Raw genomic sequence first — 20,253 nt, forward strand, 5'->3', positions numbered from 1 at the left:
GGTCGGGGGCGTGCAGCAGACGGGCGGCGGGGCGCAACACTGCGCCAGCGCCACGTCGGGGGCCGCGCTGCCCAGGAACAGAAGTCCAAATCCGAGCACGAGGCCCAATAGGGTCGAACGCATCGTCATGGGACGGCCCCTCCTCGTCAGGCCACCTGTTAAGCATGCAAGAACCGCGCCGCACATCGCCGCGCGCCCTGCCTGCCCAGCCGAATCGTCCCGATTGGGGACGCCCGGCGACTGGTCCGCATCTTTCTGCAAGCCCCATGCGGTCGATGTCGGCCGCGGACAGGGCTGTTTCCGGATGTCGGTGTTCCATTCAAATACAGAACGGTTGATAGACTATTGGCGAACGCGCGGTGGTGACGGTCGCCTGCCGCTTCGCAGCTCGATCAGCCCGGCTGATTTTTCCGAGATCATCGCCCAGGTCTTCATCCTCGGCCGCGCCAGGTCGGGCGTCTATCCGGTACGCCTGGCCGGGGGATTCGTCTCCGAACTGCACCAGCGCGACCTGCGCCAGCAGAACGGCCTGTCCCTGGTGCGCGAGCGTGACCGCTTCAACCTGCACACCGCCCTGGAAACCGCCTGGCGCCGGCCCGAGCCCATCGTCGCCACGGTCGAGGTGCTGACTGAGGGCCCCAGCCTGGCCATGGAGGTGCTCTTCGCCCCCCTGGCCGGCGCCAACGGCTCGGTCGACCGTTTCCTGGGCCTCTATCAGCCGCTCGGCATGGTCTCGCGCCTGCGCGGCCTGCCGGCCCAGCCCTTCGCCGTCCGCGACATCCGCGGCATGGGCCCCGCCAACGAAGAAACCCCCCGCCTGCGGCTGGCCACCCTGGACGGTCGCCGGATCGCTTAAGAAGGATGCTCCCCCACATCGCGCCGCCGCGCTGGGGAGGATCTGAGTTCCCCCTGCCACCCCCACCTTCTTTCGCGCGTTTAAATCCTCGGGAAAGCCTGTCGGCTTTAGAGTGCGTACCCGGAGGAAGCACAGATGGAACATCCACTGAGCGCCCCAAGACACTGGCTCGCGGGCGCGGCCATCATCTCAAGTCTCGGCGTGTTCGCGCCGTGTGCTCACGCCCAGGACACCCGCACCCAGGCCGCCCAGGCCGCCACCCCCGGCCAGAGCAACGCGTTCATGTCGGCCATGGGTCAGCCTTTTGCCGACTTCAACGTCAATCAGACCGAGATTCCCGACAGCCTGCGCAAGGCCGTCAACGATCCCTATGAGGCCCAGGCCGCCGATAGCTGCGCCGCCCTGGCCGGCGAGATCGCCGACCTGGACGCCGCGCTCGGTCCCGACCTCGACGTCGACGCCGTCAAAACCACCAAACGCAAGATGGCGTCACGCGCCGCCGCCGGCGCTATCCGCCGGCTGTCGGTGAGCTGGATTCCCATGCGCGGCATCGTCCGCGCCGTCACCGGCGCCGAGGCCCATGCCCGCAAGACGCAGGACGCGGCTCTGGCCGGCGCCGTGCGCCGCGCCTATCTCAAGGGCCTGGGCGAACGCGATGGCTGCGGGCCGGAGGCCGCCCCGCGACGAGACCTGACGCCGCAGGATGAGGCGCCCGGGCTCATCGGCCACGAGAGCGCCGACATTGAGACCGAGTATCTCGCAGTCCCCGCCTTGGATCGCCCGGCACAGGTTGTGGTGCTGCAAACGCCCTGACACTCCCGTACGGCGGCGACACGGCGTCAAATCGCATGACAGGATGGGCGGGAGCCTGCATCTGTCTCCTGCGGCCCGTCGCCTGTGGTTCGACGTGAGGACTTTTGCCCAAGACGTTTGATGTGAACCGGACGTTCTCAGCCAACATGGTTCGGCTGCGCGCCCGGCTGCGCGTTCTCTACCATGGACAGACGCCACAGGCCGTCCGCTTCCGGCTTGGGATCATCGGCCTCGACCTGCTGTTGATCGGCTTCTTCATCGCCGCGCCGCTGTTCCGTGACCGGCCCGCCTTCCTGATCCTCGACTACGCGATCGCCGTCGTGGTCGTCCTCGACCTGACGGCGCGCACCCTGGCGGCCCCACGCATCTTCCACTGGATGAGGCGCTTCAACTTCTGGATCGACATCGTCGTCCTGATCACCCTGCTCCTGCCGCTGTGGCTGGCCAACTTCGCCTTCCTGCGGGTGCTGCGGCTTTGGTCCCTGTTCCACAGTGACTTCTTCTGGGAGACCGTCGCCACCCGCTATGACGACACGCGGTGGGAGGACACGGCCAAGGCCCTGGCCACCCTGGTGACCTACCTCTTCATCGTCACTGGCTTCGTCTACGCCCTCTATGCCCGGCACCACCCCGGCATCGACAGCTATGTGGACGCCCTCTACTTCACCGTCAGCACGGTCACCACCACCGGCTACGGCGACCTCACCCTGCCCGACACCACCGGCAAGCTGCTGTCGATCGTCATCATGATCTCGGGAATCACCCTCTTCGTGCGGCTGGCCCAGGCCCTCCTGCGGCCCAACAAGGTCCGCTACCCCTGCCCCACCTGCGGCCTGCAGCAGCACGACCTTGACGCGGTCTACTGCAAGGCCTGCGCAACTCAGCTCAAGATTCCCAACGACGAGAGCTAGGGCGCGGGCCGGGGCGCCGGAGCCGAGGACCGGTTCGGCTTCAATAGAGCGCTCGCACAACAAATCTATGCCCGTGCAAGTCGCGCATAGCCAGAAGGACAACCCGTCGTCCACGGGACAATTTTGTCTGTCGTCCAAGTTTTGGGTGGTTGAGATCATTCAACTTGCAAATGAACTCCCCCATTTTGGGTATTCCGAGACTCCGAAAATTGTCTTGGACAATCTTTTGTTAAGGTATTCAGTATCCCAGGTCGGGGAAATTTGACGGTCATGAAGACAATCGCCGTAGTGTCTCACAAGGGCGGATCGGGCAAGACCACGGTCGCGGTCAACCTGGCGCTCGCCTGGAGCGCCGCCGGCGCGCGGACCATCCTGGCCGACGCCGACCCGGTTCGCTCCGCCACCAACAGCCTGCGCCAACGTCCTGATCATGAGGCAATCTTGGCGGAGACTTCGGCGGCCAAGTTGGCGGCCCTGACCTTCGCAAGTGAAAGAGGCGGCTGCGACGTCCTGATCATCGACACCGCCGGGGGGCCGGAGAACGGAATGATCGAGGCCCTGAAGGTGGCTGATCTCTGCATCGCGGTCTCGCGGCCCAGCTACCTGGATGTCGCCGCCACCCTCCATACCGTGGACACCGTGCGCCGCCTGGGGCGCGAGGGCGTGGTGCTGTTCAACCAGTGCCCCCCCCGCCGCAATGGCGTCGCGTCCCCCCTGGTCACCGCCATGATGGACAGCCTGCGGGCCGGCGGACTGGAGGTCTGCCCTGCCGCCCTGCAGGCCCGCGCGGTCTATCAGCATGCCATCGCCCTGGGCCAGGGCGTCACCGAGCATGCCCCGGGGAGCCTGGCAGACGCGGAAATCGCCGAGCTGCTGGACTATGTCCTGACCCGGATGAAAGCCCGCGACCACGACGCGGCCGAGAGCAGGCGATCCGCGCCGAGCAGGCCGGAGACGTCACTTGCCACCTTGCTCCGGTCCGGCGGAGGCGTTTCCCGTCCGTCGAGAACGGAAGCAATGCTGAACTTCACAAACTGAGGTCGGCGTCATCTCGACCGAATAGTCGGATGGCTCCGGCTCCGCGGCCGGCCCAGAGCATGATGCGATCAGATGGTATCAACTGATCCGTTCAACAGGTCCGGAATTCAACGAGATAGCGCACGCCACGCGGGTTTTCCGGGTTCCATCCAACCCAGGCCACGCTAATCCGCCGGCGGCGCCTCGGCAAAGGCCATGAGCCCGCGCACGGCCGGCGGCCGGATGCCGGCGGCGCTGAAGGCGCGCAGGGTTCGCAGGGTCACGTCGGTCTCGAAGGCCTTCTCGAAGCGGGTGTCCAGCACATAGGCCTTCAGCCGCAGCCTGACCCCGGACAGCGGCCCGGCGATCCACTGCGTGACCAGCACCACCACCGGCTTGGCCAGATAGATGTAGCGGCTCGAAAGCGCCGCCTCGTCCAGAATGCCCCGCGCCTCGTCGATCTTTTCGTACTGATCGATGTGAATATCGATCACCACCTGCATATCCAGCGCGCCGTAGTTGCCGCTGGAGGTCATGTCGCTGAGGAACTTGCTGTTGGGGATGGTCACCGTGTTGTCGTCCAGGGTCTGCAGTCGCACCGACCGCAGCCCGATCTTCACGATGTCCCCGTACTCGCCCCCGAAATTGACCCGGTCGCCGACCTGGAACGGACGGTCGAGCATGATGATGATCCCGGCGATGAAGGAGGCCACCAGGTCCTTCATCGCAAAGCCCACCGACACCGCGATGGTGCCGCCGATCAAGGCCAGGACGGTTTCGTCGATCCGGAACGAGAGCATCACGACCAGCACGGTCGCGATGACGTAGACGAGGAATTGGCCGACCGTATTGACCTTCTGCAGGGTCAGCCGCCAGGTCGAGAGCTGGACGCTGAACACCTGGGTGAAACGGCCCATCAGCTGCAGGATCGTCCAGGCGGCGGCCAACACCCCCACTGAGGTCACCACCCCGCTCCAGCGAATGATGTCGCCGAGATGGCCCAGGACCGCCGTGTCGATTTTCGCCTGCGCCGCCGCCGGAGTCGCGGCGAACACCAGCAGCGCCATCACCACGCCTGGCCCTGCCAATGTCATGGCGCGCTCCTTACAAGCAGATTCTGTCGTTCAAGCAGGCGCGTGGCCTCCCGCAGCCAGAAGAGGCTGGTCCGGAAGCCTTGGCCCTCCGGTGTGACCACGCCCAGCCGCGTCAGGGCGCGAAGCGAGTCGCGAACCACCAGCTCGGGCAGGTCGGTGCAGCGCTGGATCACCGAAGCCCTGGCGACATCCATCTGCAGGATCGCCCTCAGCACATAAAGCGTCGGCGCCGGCAGGGCGCTGAGCAGCAACATGTTCGGCGTCGCGAAGGTCCGCACGACGACCCGTCCCGTCGAGACATCCTCAAACAGGGACCGGCGCCAGAATTCCAGCGCCACCGCCGGGTTTCCGCGACAATATTCGAACAGCGCCTCGAAATAGGCCCGGCGATTTCGCTCGTCGGCGCTGATGTCGCTGTCGAAGCGCAGGCGGCCCAATTGCTCCAGCTGCTCGAACACCGGGTCGAGCCCGGCCTGGGCCGTGCGGCGTTCGATGAGCGCCCTCAGCTTCTCATCGTCCCAGCGCGGCGCGTAGATGATCTTGTCGAACAGAGCCCGATCCTGACGGGCGCGGGAAACATAGCTCCAGGCCGCTTCCCCGCAGGCGACGATCCAGGCCGTGTCCCCATCCGTCCGTCGGATCAGATCCATCAGCCGATCGAAATCCGCCAACCCGCCGATGGCCGGAACCACCAGGCGCTGAACATCGTCGATGATGATCAACTTGGGAGCGCCGGACTTGGCCAGGGCCCTGGCGATCCGGTCCGCCGGGTCGCCCTTGGCGCTCGGCGCACCAAGCCCCGCCCCCAGGTCCCGCAGGACACCTGCGAGGCCGTCTTCGCCGACGGTGACACCAAGCGCCTGGCCGGCGGTCACCGAGCGAGCCCACCAGCCCAGCGTGGTGCTCTTGCCCAGGCCGCGCTCTCCCACCAGGCCATGAATCACGCCGGCGTGCAGGGCCGGGGTCGTCAGTGTCGGCTCGGCGAGGATCGAGGGCTCCGGATTGGTGGCGGCCCGATGGGGCTCGAGGGCGGCGAACCGGTCCTCCGCCAGGGCCCGGAACCGCCCGCTCGCAAGGTCGGCCGCGGCGCGCTCCGCCGACTTGGCGCGCGCGCGCTGGTCAAATATCTCCCGGACCAGCCCGATGTCCCTGGCCCGGAACGCAAGCCCTGACCGGAGCCCCTCGAAACTCAGGACAAGGCTGGCCGCGACCCGCGCCACAGCCCCCAGCACGCCGGTGGGCCGCCGCGCCGCCCAGGCCAGGATCGGTCCCCGGTGGGCTCCGGCCTCGGCCAGCACCCCGATTCGGTCTCTCCACCAGTTCGCCAGGACGAAGGCCGCCGGCGCCAGGGGAAGCCAGCAGGCGCTTATGACCCAGTTGTAGATGGCGCCGCGCCCAACACTGGCGCTTGTCAGGGTAAGCGCCAGACCGACCACCAGCACGACACCGGCGACAAACCGCAGGCTACGGCGCCTCAGCGCGGCGCGCGGGTCGGCCTTGGTCTCGCTGGAGGCCAGGGCGTCAACCGCCCGGATCAGGAACATCGTCGAGGCCAGCCAGATCGCGACGATCCAGAAGAATTCCAGCCCGATGAGCTGGAACCAGGAGGGGCTCATCATCCGAGCCACCAGGACCAGGAGCAGCCAGTCCAGGGGCCGCCCAAGACGCCGGACGAAGGCCAGCACCGACACCATGCTGGCCGCCACCAGGGTCTGGGGCCGCCGCGTGCGATACGAGGTTTCGGTCGCCAGCAGCAGGGCCTCGCCGTTGCGCCGCCACCAGCGGAACAGCAGCAGAAGCAGCAGCAGTTGGGCCAATCCGAACACCACGCTCGGGCTGGGATGACGGAAGGGCTCGATGGCGAGCGAAAGGGCGCGGGGCAAGTCCCGCAGATTGTAGGCCAGGCTCAGGCCGATCTGATCGAGTTCCCGCTGGACCTGCGCCAGGCCCTCCGAGCCAAACCCCAGAATCCGCCGCCGCAGGCCTGGAGACACATCGCCCACCAGGCCCAGACGCGCCGCATTGAGCGACACCATCGAGTCGTAGAGCGCGGCGCGTTCCTCCACCTGTCGACGCAGCGCCAGACTCGACAGTCGCGACGCCGCGGTGGACAGCTCGGCCCGCAGTGCGATCAACGCGCTGTTACGCGAGGCGCCGCTGGTCAGGGCGCCGTCGATCGCCGGGGGCGCCAGGTCGGTTTTCACCCCGGGGTCCTTCAGCGAGATCCGCAGGTCGCCCCGAATCCTCTGGAGCACGCTCACGACATCGAAATAGAGGGCGTCGGCGTCCGGCTGCCGCTCCGGATCCAGTCGGGAGCGGGCCTTGAGCTCTCGCACCTTCCGACGCCACTCCAGCATGGTTTCGTTGATCTGGCTCGTGGCGCCGTCGAGGTCACTCAGTTGCGCGCCGAACCGCGCCTGCCGCACCTTCACCGCCAGCAGGTTGGCCCGTTCGGTGGAGACCAGGCGCTTCAGTTCCGTCTCCGCCGAATTGGCGGCCCGCTGCGCCTCTGCTCGGGCTCGGGTCGCCGCGTCCGCGGGGCTGGTTGCGGCGAGGCCCGCCGTGACCGCCAACCGGTTAAGCTCGGCGGCGGGCAGGGCCAGGACGGTTCCCAGCAGCCTGTCGCTTTCGGCCTGGACCTCCGCCAGTTCCGCGGGATCCACCGGGGCGGGCTGACGCGCGGCCTCGGCCGCCCGCGCCGCCTTGAGGATCGCCTTGCGCCGACTGGAGGACAACACCGGTCCGGCCGGATCAAGCAGGTCCAGAGTCAGCGCCTCGGCGCGCGTCGGTTGGCCCGCGAGGAAGGTCTTCAAGGCCTCGGCCTCGCGCGTCAGCGCCGTCAGTCGATCGGCCGCCGCGCCACGATCGCCCCCGCCCGCCGGCGCACCGGCGGGGGCGACACCCGCCGCGCTCAGCAACGCCTGCCGGCGCGTCGGGGGCAGAGTCAGAAAATCCGCCTGCGCCAGGGTCAGACCGACCTCGTCCGTCGACAAGTCGACCAGCGTTATTGGATCTCGATGCGCGCGACGAAGCGCCGCCGGATCGTCCACCAGGGTCAGCAGGGCGAGCAGTTGGCGAGGCTTGGCCCGGGCAAGGGGCGTCTTGAACAGGTTCACGGCGGCGGGATCGGAGGTGAGCTTGCCTGCGATCAGGCGCCGGATCATTTCGGTCTGATCGGCGGGCGTCGCGCTCGCCACGGCGCCTGCGGGCGCCCGTCCGGCCACGGGCGCCTGGCCCAGGGCCGGACCGCCCTGCGAGGCCAGGCCCAGGGTGACGGCCAGCCCCGTCAACAGCCGCCAAATTCGTCCTCTCAGCACGGGGGGAATTGCGGCGCGGATATCGGGGGTCCCTGTGCTGTCGCCTGTGAGATCGATCCGATCGCCGGCGCCTCAACGCGATGTCCGCACGATAGCCTCCCGCGGCCAGCTCCGAAACAGCCACGCTCCACGTCCCTGAGTTTAGAGCCTTTTCGAGGTCTCAGAGGCCCCCAGCCGACACGGAGGCGTTCAGCCCGCGAACTGCGGGACCGGGAACTTCGCAGCGGCCAGATAGTCCAGCATGTCGCCGCAGACCTTGCTCACGCTCGGCCGCGCCTCGACCCGCCTGCGCCAGGCCTGGAGCGCCTTGAACCGCGCGGGCATCGGCTCCCCCAGCATGGCGGCGAACAGTTGGGCCAGGTAGGCGGCGATATCGACATTGGAGAACCCGGCCACCAGGAAGTCACGGTCCCCCAGCGTTTCCTCCAGCCCTTGGTAGAAGGCCCCGACCACCGCCTGGCTCTCCGCCAGTTCCGCGGCGTCCGGCTTCCAGCGCAGGTCCCGCAGCCGCAGGATCTTGGGGAACCAGATCTCGTCGATCTTCATCTCCAGCAACCGGGCCCGGGCGCGGTCGCGGATGGTGACGGGCCACAGCGGCTTGCCCGGCGCGAGGTCTTCGAAATACTCCGCGATCACCGTGGAATCGAACAGCTCCAAAGGCCCGTCGATCAGCACCGGCACCTGATGCTTGGGATTGATCCGGTCGACCTCGTCGTTTCGGCCATAGGGCGTCGGGCTCCGCAGATCAAAGCCCAGGAATTCCACCTCGATGGGCAGGTCCTTCTCGATGGCCGCGATCAGCACCTTGGCCCCGTAGAAACTCAATGGACCGCTATAGACCTTCATCATACCCCTCCAGTATTTCACGATCGTTCGTGCTTTTTGTGAATCAAAACCTGAGACGCCTCAGACTGCGGACTCCGCGTCGTCGAGGATCCGGGCGACGGCCTCCTCGGCGCGGGCGCGCGCATTGGGCGCCTTGAACAGCTTGGTCTGCTGCTGGAAGGACAGCACACTTCCCGTCAGTTCGAAGGTCACTTGTTGGCACATGTCGGCCGGCATCGGCCCGCCCTTCGGCAGGTCCGCGGCCACCCGCGCCAGGCTTTCGTGCCACTGCGCCTGCGACCCCACCAACAGGTCGCGGATGGCGCCGGGCCGGTCGTCATATTCCTGGGCCGCCACCGCGAACAGGCAGCCGCGCATGCCGGGCTCGCCCTCCACCCAGTCGAACCAGCGGCGCATCATGACCTCCATCCGGGCCCGGCCCCTGGGCGTCTTCAGACCGGGCTCGACCACCCGGTCGGTGAAGCGGTCGATCGCCTCCTGCAGCACAGCTAACTGCAGGATTTCCTTGGATTTGAAGTGCGCGAACAGGCCGCTCTTGGAGAGCCCCAGGTCATCGGCCAGCGGCCCCAGCGACAGGCCCGAAAGCCCCACCTGAACCGCCCTGTCCAGAGCCTGGTTGACGATAGCCTCACGTGTGGTCGCGCCTTTTCCCATGAAGGCCTTTTAGCACGACCGGTCGTTTTGTCTAGCCGAGCGCGGCGTCGAGGTCGGCGATCAGATCGTCGGCGTCCTCGATCCCCACCGACAGCCGAATCAGTCCGTCATGGATGCCAAGACGTTGGCGCGTGTCGGCCGGGATCGAGGCGTGCGTCATGATCGCGGGGTGCTCGATCAGGCTCTCAACCCCGCCCAGGCTCTCGGCCAGGGTGAACAGCCGGGTCTTTTCCAGCACCTTCCGCGAACCCTCGAGTCCTCCATCCACGACCACCGACATCATCCCGCCGAACCCGCCGGTCATCTGCCGCCGGGCCAGCACATGCTGCGGGTGACTGGCCAGCCCCGGATAGATCACCTGCTCGATCCCGCGCCGCCCCTCCAGCCAGGTGGCGATCTTCATGGCGTTGGCGCAGTGGCGCTCCATACGCAGGCCCAGGGTCTTCACCCCCCGGTGCGCCAGGAAGCTGTCGAAGGGCGAGGCCACCGCCCCCACCGCGTTCTGTAGGAAGGTAAGCTGCTCTGCCAGCTCGACATTTTCGCCCGCCACCAGGCAGCCGCCGACGATGTCGGAGTGGCCGCTGAGGTACTTGGTGGTGGAGTGCATCACCACGTCGAACCCGAACTCCAGCGGCCGCTGCACCGCCGGGCTGGCGAAGGTGTTGTCCGCCGCCGCGATGATCCCGTGCCGCTTGGCCAGGGCCGCCAGGGCCTCCAGGTCGGCCAGCCGCAGCAGCGGATTGGTGGGAGTCTCCACCCACAGTAGCCGGGTGTTGGGCCGGATCGCCGCCTCCACCGCCGCCAGGTCGCTGAGGTCCACGAAGCTGAACTCCAGCCCCGCCGAGCGCTTCCTCACCTTGTCGAACAACCGGAACGACCCGCCATAGAGGTCGTCGGTGGCGATGACGTGGTCGCCGGCATCCAGCACATCCAGCAGGGTGGCGATGGCGGCCAGGCCTGAGGCGAAGGCATAGCCCTTCACCCCGCTCTCCAGGTCCGCCACGGCCCGCTCGAAGGCGAACCGGGTGGGGTTCTGGCTGCGGCTGTACTCGAACCCCTGGTGCACCCCGGGGCTCGACTGAGCGTAGGTCGAGGTGGCGTAGATCGGCGTGATCACCGCCCCGGTGCTGGGGTCCGGATACTGCCCGCCGTGGATGGCCCGGGTGTTGAAATCCAAGCGGTTCTTGCCGTCGGTCACGCTGCGCGCCTCAGATAGTTGATGAGATCGATGCGGGTGATCAGCCCCAGGAACTCGCGCCCGTCCAGCACCAGAACCACCTGATCCTTGTCGAAGATGGGCAGCAGCGCCTCCAGCGGCTCGGCGGCCTGGAGGGTATGAAGTTTGGCGGTCATGGCCGAGGAGACCGGCTGCGCGAACCGCTTGTCGGGGCGGCGTTCCTCAACCGCCTCCAGCAGATCGCTCTCGTCGATCAGCCCGATCAGCCGCCCCTCATCCAGCACCGGAAGTTGCGAGACATCGGCCTGGCGCATGCGGTTGTAAGCGGTGAGCAGGGTGTCGTCGGGGCCGACCGTGACCGCCCCACCCTCCCCCGGCGTCCGGACGATCAGGTCGCGCAGATCGCCGTGCAACGCCCGCGCCGTCAGCCCCTGCTCGGCCAGCCAGCTGTCGTTGTAGACCTTGGAAAGGTACTTCGAGCCGGTGTCGCAGACGAGGGTCACGACCCGCTTGGCCTGCGTCTGCTCCCGGCAGTAGCGCAGTGCGCCCGCCAGCAGGGTGCCCGACGATGAGCCCCCCAGCACCCCGGCCTTCAGCAGCAGGGCCCGGGCCGCGCCAATGCTCTCGCTGTCGGGGATGGAATAGGCCTTGGCGACCAGGGTCAGGTCGCAGTTGTCAGGGATGAAATCCTCGCCGATCCCCTCCACCACCCAGGAGCCGGGCTTGATGGTCTCACCGGTATTGACCAGCGGCGCCAGGATCGAGCCGACCGGGTCAGCCAGCACCATCTGCGTCTTCGGCGACACTCTGGCGAAGTAGCGGCCAAGTCCCGTCAGGGTCCCGCCGGACCCGACCCCCACCACCACGGCGTCCAGGTCGCCGCCCATCTGCGCGAATATCTCCGGGCCGGTGCTGGTCTCGTGAGCCAGCGGATTGGCCGGGTTGGCGAATTGGTTGATGAACACCGCGCCGGGAATGTCGGCCGCCAGCCGCTGGGCCATGTCCTGATAGTATTCCGGGTGGCCCTTGCCGATGTCGGAGCGGGTGATGCGGACATCGACCCCCATGGCCCGCAGGTGCTGGATCTTCTCGCGGGACATCTTGTCCGGAACGATCAGCAACAGCTTGTAGCCCTTGAGGATTCCGACCTGGGCTAAACCGAGACCGGTATTGCCCGCAGTCGCCTCGACAATGGTCCCGCCGGGCGCAAGCGAGCCGTCGGCCTCCGCCGCCTCGATCATCGAGCGGGCGATGCGGTCCTTAATGGAGCCGCCCGGATTGGCGCTCTCCAGCTTGATGAACAGGCGGCAGGGGCCGGTGTCAAACCCGGCCAGTTCAATCATCGGCGTACGGCCGATCAGGTCCAAGGCCGAGCCCACGGGCATCGGCGGCGGCGGCAGGCTATCCATTCAGCGTCCTCGCTCACGGCATGAGATAGGCGTGCGGTGCGCCCATAGGAACGCACCACAGCCGAGTCCGTGCAATCGTGAGCAGAAGTTTCTCCGCCGCCGGCAAGACCGTGGAAGAACCTTGCGAGGGTCAGGCCGCCTTCTGGCCGTCCTCATAGACAGGGGCGTCATCAGCCGGCGGGGCCATCTTGCCGCGGATCATGTCGGCGGCCTTCTCGGCGATCATGATGGTGGGCGCATTGGTGTTGCCCCCCACCAGGGTCGGCATGACCGAGGCGTCGATGACCCGCAGGCCGGCGATACCGCGCACCTTCAGTTCACCGTCCACCACCGCCATGTCGTCGTCGGCCGCCCCCATGCGGCAGGTGCCGACCGGGTGATAGATGGTCTCGGCCACCTCCTTGATCCAGGCGTCGATCTCCGCATCAGTCTGCACCGCCTCGCCAGGGAACAGCTCGGCGGAGCGATACTTGTCCAGCGCCGGCTGGCGGGCCACTTCCCGCATCATCTTCACGCCTTCGCGCAGGGCGCGGCGGTCTTCCTCGGTGTCCAGGTAGTTGGCGAAGATCGCCGGATCGTCGAGCGGATTGGCGGAGTTGAGCCCCACCCGGCCACGGCTCTCCGGCCGCAGTTGACAGACGTGGAAGGTGAAGCCGTCCTTGGCCACCTGGGTCTTGCCGTGGTTCTGCATCACCGCCAGCACGCAGTGGACCTGCAGGTCGGGGCGGTCGAGGTCGGGACGCGACTTCAGGAATGCGCCGGACTCCAGCATCTGCTTGGTCCCTAGACCCTTCTTGAACAGCAGGTAGTTGATGCCGATCAGCGCCGTCTTCAGCCCCTTGCGGGCCGAGAACACCGTGATGGGCAGCGGGCATTCCCAGGACAGGGTGACGTCCAGGTGATCCTGCAGGTTGGCCCCAACGCCCTTGAGCACATGGACCACCGGAACACCGTGCTTGGCGAGTTCCTCCGGATCGCCGATTCCCGAGAGCTGCAGGATATGCGGCGACTGCACGGCGCCGGCGCTGAGCAGCACCTCGCGGTCAGCATGGACCACCTGCTGGACCTGCTTGTCGTCGATGAACTCCACGCCGGTGGCGCGGCCGTTCTCGATGACGATCTTGGTCGTCCGCGCGCCCGTCAGGCAGGTGAGGTTCGACCGGGTCAGGACCGGGTGCAGATAGCCCTTGGCCGCGCTCCAGCGTTCCCCGCCCTTGATGGTCAGCTGGTATGGCCCCCAACCTTCCTGCTGAAAGCCATTGAAATCACTGGTGACCTTATGCCCTGCCTGACGTCCCGCCTCGATGGTGGCCTTGTAGATCGGGTTGGGGTCCGACGCCTTGGTGACCGCCAGCGGACCACTGCCGCCGTGCCATTGGTCGCCGCCGCCTTCCAGGCTTTCCGACCGTTTAAAATAGGGTAGGACGTCCTTGTAGGACCAGCCCTGCAGGCCCATCTGGCGCCACTGGTCATAGTCGCGGGCGTGGCCGCGGATGTAGATCATTCCGTTGATGGAGCTCGATCCGCCCCAGCCCTTGCCCCGCGGCCACCAGAGCTTGCGGTTGTTCAGGTTGGGCTCTTCCTCGGTCCAGAAGCCCCAGTTGTAGGCGCCCTTGGCGCCGATCAGGCCGCCGACACCGGCGGGCATCCGCACCATCAGCGAGTTGTCCTTCACGCCGGCTTCCAGCAACAGGACCTTGACGGTGGGATCTTCGGTCAGCCGGTTGGCGAGCACGCAGCCGGCCGAGCCGGCGCCGATGATGATGTAGTCGTAGCGGTCCATAGCGCGGCCCCATCCCTAGATGTTTGGGCCACCCTTACTAGCCGCGACGCCCGACACAAGACCGGACGCCGCGTCACCTCGCATAAAGTTGACGCCCGCGTCACGGACGACGGAACTCCATGATCCAATTGGTTTCCCAGCTTTTTCCGCCGTCGTAGGAGAAGGCCTGACTCCAGCGCGGCGCATTGGGATCGGCGGTCTGCCAATCGAAGACCACCGCCACCGGCCGGTCGCCGTCCATGTCCTGCCCGCGGAAGGTCCCGTTCGGCCCCTCAAATCGGCCCATGACCGGCGGCTGCATGACCCCGTCGCGGTTGGTGATCCACCAGATCGTCCACGCGTCGCGTTCCGGGCTGTAGAGCCGGAAGGTCATACCCTTGAAGCCCTGCTCGGCGAAGTCGAGCTCATCGAGACTGCACATCCCGTCCAGCCTCAGGTCCGAGCGCTGACGCGCCTCGAAAACATCCCAGTCGGTAGAGCCAATCCCGCGCGCCTTCAGGCGCCGGTTGGTGACGATCCAGTCGCCGTGATTGAAGTCGAAGGCGTGGCGGGAGGTCTGGGTGGCGGTGGTCATCGAAAGCTCCTGGTCCGGAGCCCCGGTCTACCGCCACCCTGCTGACACTGAGTGGCAGCTACCTACTTGCCCTTCCAGTTCGGCGCACGCTTCTGGGCGAACGCCATGGGCCCCTCCACGAAGTCCTCAGACCGGAACAGGGCCGAGATTGCGGGATAGCGGTTCTGACCGGCGATGGCGCCTTCCAGGGTCGGTTCGTCCAGGCCGCGATAGACCGCTTCCTTCGAGGCCCGGATCGACATCGGCGACAGCTCGGCGACCTGTCCGGCCCAGCGCTTGGCCGTGGCCATCAGGTCGGTCTGGGTGCTGACCTCGTTGACGAAACCCAGTTCGTGGCCCTCGGCGGCGGAGACCCGCCGGCCGGTCAGGATCATCCCCATGGCCCGCTTGGTGCCGATGGCGCGCGGAAGGCGGTGCAGGCCGCCGGCCAGGGCGGCCAGGCCGACGCGGGGCTCCGGCAGGGCGAAGACGGCGTTGTCCGAGGCCACGATGATGTCGCAGGCCAGGGCGATCTCGAATCCCCCGCCCATGGCCACGCCGTTCACCGCGGCGATCAACGGCTTGTTGAGGTCGAAACGCTGAGCCAGCCCGGCGAAGCCCGAGGCCGGCATGGCCATGGAGCCGCCCGTGGCCTGGTTCTTCAGGTCGTTGCCGGCCGAGAAGGCGCGCTCGCCCGCTCCAGTAATGATGCCGACCCACTGTTCGGGATCTGCGTTGAAGGCGTTGAAGGCCTCGTCCATCTCGAAGTGCATCGGCGAATGCACCGCGTTCATCACTTCGGGTCGATTGAGGGTGAAGACCGTGACCGGGCCCTCGCGCTCCACGGAGATGAATTCATAGGCCATAGGGTGTCCTCCCATCGTTGTTGGGAGGGAGGCTGGCGGGGCGCCGCTGCGTCCGTCAAGCAGGCTCGGCGCCTGCCGCGCTTGACCAGGCGCGCGACCTCCCCCACCAAAAGGCATGAGCACGCTCCCGACCCTCAATGGCCCCGTCCAACCGCCCGCCTCCGGCGGCCCGCCGAAAAGTCTGGTGATCCTTCTGCACGGCTACGGATCGAACGGCGCGGACCTGATCGGTCTGGTCCCGCACTGGCAGCATGCCTTCCCCGACACCCTGTTCATTTCCCCCAATGCGCCGCAGATCCTGCCTGGCATGTTCGACGCCTACCAATGGTGGCCGATCACCAACATGGACGCCCAGGCCCGCATCAACGGAGCCCGGGAGGCCGCGCTGGCGTTGAACGCCTTCATCGACGAGCAATTGGCGAAGTATGGTCTCAGCGAGGACAAGCTCGCCCTGGTGGGCTTCAGCCAGGGAACCATGATGGCCCTGCAGGTCGGCCTGCGGCGTACACCGCAAGTGGCCGGCATCCTCGGCTATTCCGGCATGCTGGTGGACGACACCGGCCTGGACATCGCCAAGGCGAACCCGCCGATCCTGCTGGTCCACGGCGACGCCGATCCGATGGTGCCTGTGGCCGCCCTGCACACCGCAGGCGTGACCCTCCAGGGGCTGGGCTTCCAGGTCGGCGGGCACGTCTCGCCGGGCCTCGGCCACAGCATCGACATGGACGGCCTGCAGATGGGCGGCAACTTCCTGCACAAGGTGCTGGGCTAAGGCTGGCGCGAACCCGCATCTGCGTTAACCTTAAGGTCAGCGGCGTCGTCGACGAGCGCCCAGATCAGGTGAGGCTTCCCATGGACGATACAACCAATCCCGCCAGCGCCAATCGCGACTCGCGTCTGACCCGTCGCGGCTTCGCCACCGTCACCATGGCGACCGGCGTCGCTCTCGCCGGGGCGGCGTTGGCTGCCGAGGTCATCGAGACAGATGTCACGATCACCACTGCTGACGGGAGTTGTGACGCCGCCTACTTCCACCCGGCGGGCAAGGGCAAATGGCCCGGCGTGGTGATCTTCACCGACATCCTGGGCCTGCGCCCTGCCTTCCGCGACATGGGAAAACGCATGGCCGCCGCAGGCTACGCCGTTGTCGTGCCCAATCCCTTCTACCGCACCCGCAAGGCGCCGGTGATCACCGGGCCCTTCGAGTTCTCCAACCCTACTGACCGGGCCAAACTCACCGAACTCGTCACGCCGCTGACGCCGGGGGCCAAGGCGCTCGACACCGCCGCCTATGTCGCCTGGCTGGACCAGCAGCCCCAGGTGGACGCCAAGAAGAAGATTGGGACCCAGGGCTATTGCATGGGCGGCCTCTACACCTTCCTGGGCGCGATCAACCACCCGACCCGGGTTGGAGCGGCCGGCTCCTTCCACGGCGGCGGCTTGGTCACCGACAAGCCCGACAGCATCCACCTCCAGGTGGGCAAGGCGAAGGCCGGATTCCTGGTAGCGATCGCCGAGGACGACGACGCCAAGCAGCCGGAGGCCAAGGACAAGCTGAGGGCGGCTTTCGCCGCGGCCGGCGCCACTGCAAACGTCGAGGTCTACGGCGCCAAGCACGGTTGGTGCGTGAAGGATGGCGCTGTCTATAGCCCGGCCGAGGCCGAGCGCGCCTGGGCCGCGCTGACGGCGCTCTACCGCCAACAACTCATCTAGCGGGGAACCTTGACCCTAGCGCCGCGTTCCGCCGCCGACCCCAGAAATCGCCCGGAGCGCGCCATGACCAAGATTCCCGCCACCCTCGCCATGCTGATCGGCGCCGCCGCCCTCACCGCCTGCACCACCACCGACCCCTATACGGGGATGCCGGTGCGCAACAACACCGGAACGGGCGTGATCGCCGGCGCGCTGGGCGGGGCGGCGCTCGGCTACCTCACCAACACCAACAGCGGTGAGCAGGGCCGCAAGAACGCCCTGATCGGCGCCGGCATCGGCGCGCTGGCCGGCGGCGCGGTGGGCAACTACATGGACCGCCAACAGGCCGACTTCCGCCGCTCACTGGAGGGCTCGGGCGTTCAAATCCGCCGCCAGGGCGACAACATCGTGCTGATCATGCCCAGCGACGTGACCTTCGCCGTTGACCAGTCGGACGTGCAGCCGCGCTTCCAGCCGGTCTTGGACGACGTCGCCCGCACCTTGAACGCCTATCCCCAGACCACCATCGACATCGTCGGCCACGCCGATTCCAGCGGCGCCGACGATTACAACCAGGCCCTCTCGGAACGCCGCGCCAGCTCGGTGGCCAACTACTTGGTGGGCGCCGGCCGCGTGATGCCGGCCCGGATCTTCGTCGCCGGCGAGGGTGAGCGCCAGCCGGTGGCCAGCAATGGCACGCCCGAGGGCCGCGCCCAGAACCGCCGCGTCGAGATCATCCTGCGCCCGATCCAGGGCTAAAAGAAAACCCGGCGGCCCGCGCAGGGCCGCCGGAGTCTTTAGCCCTCGGTTCTAGGCGGCGTCGCCGTCGATTGATGCCACGCCCCTCACCGCTCCTTCGGGGCCAACCCGGCGACGGACCAGAGCGTCGGGATATTCCTGCGCCAGGAACGCCATCATCTTCTCGCGGACCTCCGCGCGCAGATCAAAGGTGTCGCCGCCATTGCGGCCGCTCACCAGGCAGCGCACCTCCAGGCTGGTCTCGGTGACTTGGGTGACCGCCAGATTGACCACCTTGCCGTCCCAAAGACTGGACGCCTGGGCGATCTCCCCCAGCTTGGCGCGCAGGATCTCAATCGGGGCGGCGTGGTCGACGTGGATGATCGCCGTGCCGATCAGCGCCGCGGACTCCCGTGTCCAGTTCTGGAACGGTGTCTGGATGAAATAGCTCAGCGGCACGATCATGCGCCGCCAGTCCCACAGGCGGACCACGACATAGGTTGCGCCGATCTCCTCCACATTGCCCCACTCCTTGTCGACGATGACGGCGTCGTCGATCCGGATCGGCTGGGTGATGGCGATCTGAATGCCGGCGATGAGGTTGGTGAGCAAAGGCTGCAAGGCCAAGCCGACGATGATGCTGGCCGCGCCCCCCGCCGCGAGCAGGCTGACACCCCACTGCCGCACCCCGCTGATGGTCATCAGCGCCAGGGCCAACGTCACCAGGCCCACCAGGACAGCCATCGCGCGACGGAGGATTTTCACCTGGGTCAGGTGCTTGCGCGCCAACAGATTGTCTTCGACGTCGATTCGGAAGCGGCGAAGATAGAGGGCCGCCCCAACGTCCAGGGCCGTCATGGTTCCCCACCCGACCAGGACGATGAAGGCGATCAACAGCCCATGCCGCAGCAGGGTCACCTGAGATTCCGACAGTGGCGCAAGGTTGGTGGCCAGAGACAAAGCGACCACGACAAGCGCCAGGCGCGTCGGGCGTCGTGTTCGGACCAGCAGGGAGGACCAGAAGGCATCGCGATTCTTCAGGCCCCGCCGGACAAGCCTGACGGTCAGGCCGTGCAGCCCCACCGCGCCCAGAGTCGCCAGCAGAAGAATGGCGAGGCTGAGGAGCCATGCGGGAATCCAAGCCGCCCGCGCGACGAGCGCGGCGGTGGCGTCAGCTATGATTTGCATGGGGGCTCAACGCGCCGAGCGCAGCGGCGCTCCCATCTAATTGGCCGCGCGGAGTTCGGCCTTGTAGCGCTTCCAGTTGGCGACGTAGTGCATCGCCCCCCCGGCCAGCATGCGGGCCTGGCCCTCGGAGACCTCGCGCACCACCTTGCCCGGCGCGCCCATGACCAGGGAGTTGTCGGGGATTTCCTTCCCCTCGGTCAGCAACACATTGGCGCCGATCAGGCAGTTCTTTCCGATCTTCGCGCCGTTGAGGATGATCGAACCGATGCCCACCAGGGAGTTGTCGCCGATGGTGCAGCCGTGAAGCATCACCATGTGGCCCACAGTGACATTGGCCCCAATGGTCAGGGGCGAGCCCGTGTCGGTGTGCAGAACCGAGCCATCCTGCACATTCGAGTTCTCGCCGATGATGATCGGGTCGTTGTCGCCACGAATTGTCGCACCGAACCAGACCGAGGCGTTTTTCTTGAGAATCACCCGCCCCATCACAGCCGCGTTCGGCGCTATCCAGTATTCGTCCGCATCCGGAAGCTCCGGCGCCACATCGCCCAAGTTATAGACACTCATTGTCGCACTCCGTTTATTGACGCGGATCGTTTGCTTAATCCGCGATTAACCTCGTTAGGATCATCTTAGTCGGGCGATTCGAGAGGGCGATAGCCTTCCCGAACCGGCCATGGCCGGTTTTCGGTCCTGGCTCCCCGCATGACGGAGACGAGGGTGTCGCGTTTGTGGCTTCGGCGGGGTTGCCCGCCAACATTGCGAAGCGAAAGCGGTCCGCCGGGCTGCGCACGACGCCGCTCTGTCTCACATCACCAGTCGACCTCGAAGGGCGATCCATTGCGGATACGCCCTTTTTTCATGCCCTTACGGAGGCTTTGATGACCAAGCGAGCCCTGAAGCGACAAGTGCGCGAAGGCGCCTTCGACGCCGGCCAATTCCAGGATGACGGCAAGATTCGCCGCCTACCCGTCGAACGGGCCTGGTCGCCGTTGGCCCATCACAATGATGACCGCGAGCAGGGGTACCTCAAGACCATCAAATCCAAATCGCCGGGTCAGGATGAGCTGATCGCCGCCATCGACGCCAAGAACCTGGTGATGGCGCTCGGTCCGGCGGGCACCGGCAAGACCTATCTGGCCATCGCCAAGGCGGTAGAGGCCCTGGAGGCCGGCAAGGTCGGGCGGATCGTGCTCTCCCGCCCCGCCGTCGAGGCTGGAGAATCGCTGGGCTTCCTGCCCGGCGAGATGGAGGACAAACTCGCCCCCTATCTCCGTCCCCTCTATGACGCCTTGTCCGACCGGCTGTCCATGAAGCGGGTGCGGGCCCTGATGACCGA

General features: G+C 66.9%; 19 protein-coding genes. 8 read left to right on the top strand and 11 right to left on the bottom strand.

Annotation, left to right across the window (positions count from 1 at the left end):
• The first annotated feature begins 304 nt into the window (after window positions 1-304).
• From AAC997_RS19880 to AAC997_RS19895, 4 genes are all read left to right on the top strand, one after another.
• A complete protein-coding gene (locus AAC997_RS19880; RefSeq protein ID WP_340647439.1) occupies window positions 305-856 on the top strand; it encodes a PAS domain-containing protein in 552 nt (183 codons plus the stop codon).
• Window positions 857-991: 135 nt separating this feature from the next.
• The gene (locus tag AAC997_RS19885) at window positions 992-1,669 is read left to right on the top strand and encodes a hypothetical protein (protein WP_340647440.1); all 678 of its coding nucleotides are present in this window, start codon (window positions 992-994) and stop codon (window positions 1,667-1,669) included.
• Window positions 1,670-1,791: 122 nt separating this feature from the next.
• Complete coding sequence (locus AAC997_RS19890) at window positions 1,792-2,580, top strand: ion channel (RefSeq protein ID WP_340647441.1); 789 nt, start codon at window positions 1,792-1,794, stop codon at window positions 2,578-2,580.
• 270 nt (window positions 2,581-2,850) lie between these two features.
• Window positions 2,851-3,618, top strand: a complete 768-nt coding sequence (locus AAC997_RS19895; protein WP_340647442.1) for a ParA family protein — start codon at window positions 2,851-2,853, stop codon at window positions 3,616-3,618.
• Window positions 3,619-3,782: 164 nt separating this feature from the next.
• Here AAC997_RS19895 and AAC997_RS19900 read toward each other — a convergent pair whose 3' ends face one another.
• From AAC997_RS19900 to AAC997_RS19940, 9 genes are all read right to left on the bottom strand, one after another.
• Entirely contained in the window at window positions 3,783-4,691 is a 909-nt protein-coding gene (locus AAC997_RS19900) for a mechanosensitive ion channel domain-containing protein (protein ID WP_340647443.1), read from the bottom strand.
• Window positions 4,688-7,981, bottom strand: a complete 3,294-nt coding sequence (locus tag AAC997_RS19905; RefSeq protein ID WP_340647444.1) for an ATP-binding protein — start codon at window positions 7,979-7,981, stop codon at window positions 4,688-4,690. Before AAC997_RS19905 ends, AAC997_RS19900 begins: the two co-directional genes overlap by 4 nt.
• 216 nt (window positions 7,982-8,197) lie before the next feature.
• Window positions 8,198-8,857, bottom strand: a complete 660-nt coding sequence (locus tag AAC997_RS19910) for a glutathione S-transferase family protein (protein ID WP_340647445.1) — start codon at window positions 8,855-8,857, stop codon at window positions 8,198-8,200.
• 57 nt (window positions 8,858-8,914) lie between these two features.
• Complete coding sequence (locus tag AAC997_RS19915) at window positions 8,915-9,508, bottom strand: TetR/AcrR family transcriptional regulator (protein WP_340647446.1); 594 nt, start codon at window positions 9,506-9,508, stop codon at window positions 8,915-8,917.
• A 31-nt stretch (window positions 9,509-9,539) separates the two neighbouring features.
• Window positions 9,540-10,706, bottom strand: a complete 1,167-nt coding sequence (locus tag AAC997_RS19920) for a cystathionine gamma-synthase (protein WP_340647447.1) — start codon at window positions 10,704-10,706, stop codon at window positions 9,540-9,542.
• A complete protein-coding gene (locus AAC997_RS19925) occupies window positions 10,703-12,094 on the bottom strand; it encodes a pyridoxal-phosphate dependent enzyme (RefSeq protein ID WP_340647448.1) in 1,392 nt (463 codons plus the stop codon). The genes AAC997_RS19920 and AAC997_RS19925 overlap by 4 nt, the downstream gene beginning before the upstream one ends.
• A 130-nt stretch (window positions 12,095-12,224) precedes the next feature.
• A complete protein-coding gene (locus AAC997_RS19930) occupies window positions 12,225-13,877 on the bottom strand; it encodes a choline dehydrogenase (protein ID WP_340647449.1) in 1,653 nt (550 codons plus the stop codon).
• Between the two features lie 100 nt (window positions 13,878-13,977).
• The gene (locus AAC997_RS19935) at window positions 13,978-14,451 is read right to left on the bottom strand and encodes a hypothetical protein (RefSeq protein ID WP_340647450.1); all 474 of its coding nucleotides are present in this window, start codon (window positions 14,449-14,451) and stop codon (window positions 13,978-13,980) included.
• 62 nt (window positions 14,452-14,513) lie between these two features.
• Complete coding sequence (locus AAC997_RS19940; protein WP_340647451.1) at window positions 14,514-15,296, bottom strand: enoyl-CoA hydratase-related protein; 783 nt, start codon at window positions 15,294-15,296, stop codon at window positions 14,514-14,516.
• 115 nt (window positions 15,297-15,411) lie between these two features.
• On the opposite strand from AAC997_RS19940, the gene AAC997_RS19945 reads away from it, so the two are divergent.
• The 3 genes from AAC997_RS19945 (at window position 15,412) to AAC997_RS19955 (ending at window position 17,747) form a co-directional block, all read left to right on the top strand.
• Complete coding sequence (locus AAC997_RS19945) at window positions 15,412-16,068, top strand: dienelactone hydrolase family protein (protein WP_340647452.1); 657 nt, start codon at window positions 15,412-15,414, stop codon at window positions 16,066-16,068.
• Window positions 16,069-16,148: 80 nt separating this feature from the next.
• A complete protein-coding gene (locus AAC997_RS19950) occupies window positions 16,149-17,009 on the top strand; it encodes a dienelactone hydrolase family protein (protein ID WP_340647453.1) in 861 nt (286 codons plus the stop codon).
• A 63-nt stretch (window positions 17,010-17,072) separates the two neighbouring features.
• On the top strand, window positions 17,073-17,747 hold the full coding sequence (locus AAC997_RS19955; RefSeq protein ID WP_340647454.1) for an OmpA family protein: 675 nt from the start codon (window positions 17,073-17,075) through the stop codon (window positions 17,745-17,747).
• A 51-nt stretch (window positions 17,748-17,798) separates the two neighbouring features.
• Here the strand turns inward: AAC997_RS19955 and AAC997_RS19960 are convergent, their stop codons facing one another.
• Together AAC997_RS19960 and AAC997_RS19965 are read right to left on the bottom strand one after the other, a co-directional pair.
• A complete protein-coding gene (locus AAC997_RS19960) occupies window positions 17,799-18,914 on the bottom strand; it encodes a mechanosensitive ion channel domain-containing protein (protein WP_340647455.1) in 1,116 nt (371 codons plus the stop codon).
• Window positions 18,915-18,950: 36 nt separating this feature from the next.
• Window positions 18,951-19,481: a gamma carbonic anhydrase family protein gene (locus AAC997_RS19965; RefSeq protein ID WP_340647456.1), complete on the bottom strand. Its 531-nt coding sequence runs from the start codon at window positions 19,479-19,481 to the stop codon at window positions 18,951-18,953.
• Window positions 19,482-19,795: 314 nt separating this feature from the next.
• Between AAC997_RS19965 and AAC997_RS19970 the strand changes: the two genes are divergently transcribed.
• Window positions 19,796-20,253: PhoH family protein (locus AAC997_RS19970; RefSeq protein ID WP_340647457.1), on the top strand; the 458-nt coding region annotated here is incomplete at its 3' end.

This window comes from Phenylobacterium sp., assembly GCF_037968635.1.
Classification (GTDB): Bacteria; Pseudomonadota; Alphaproteobacteria; order Caulobacterales; family Caulobacteraceae; genus Phenylobacterium.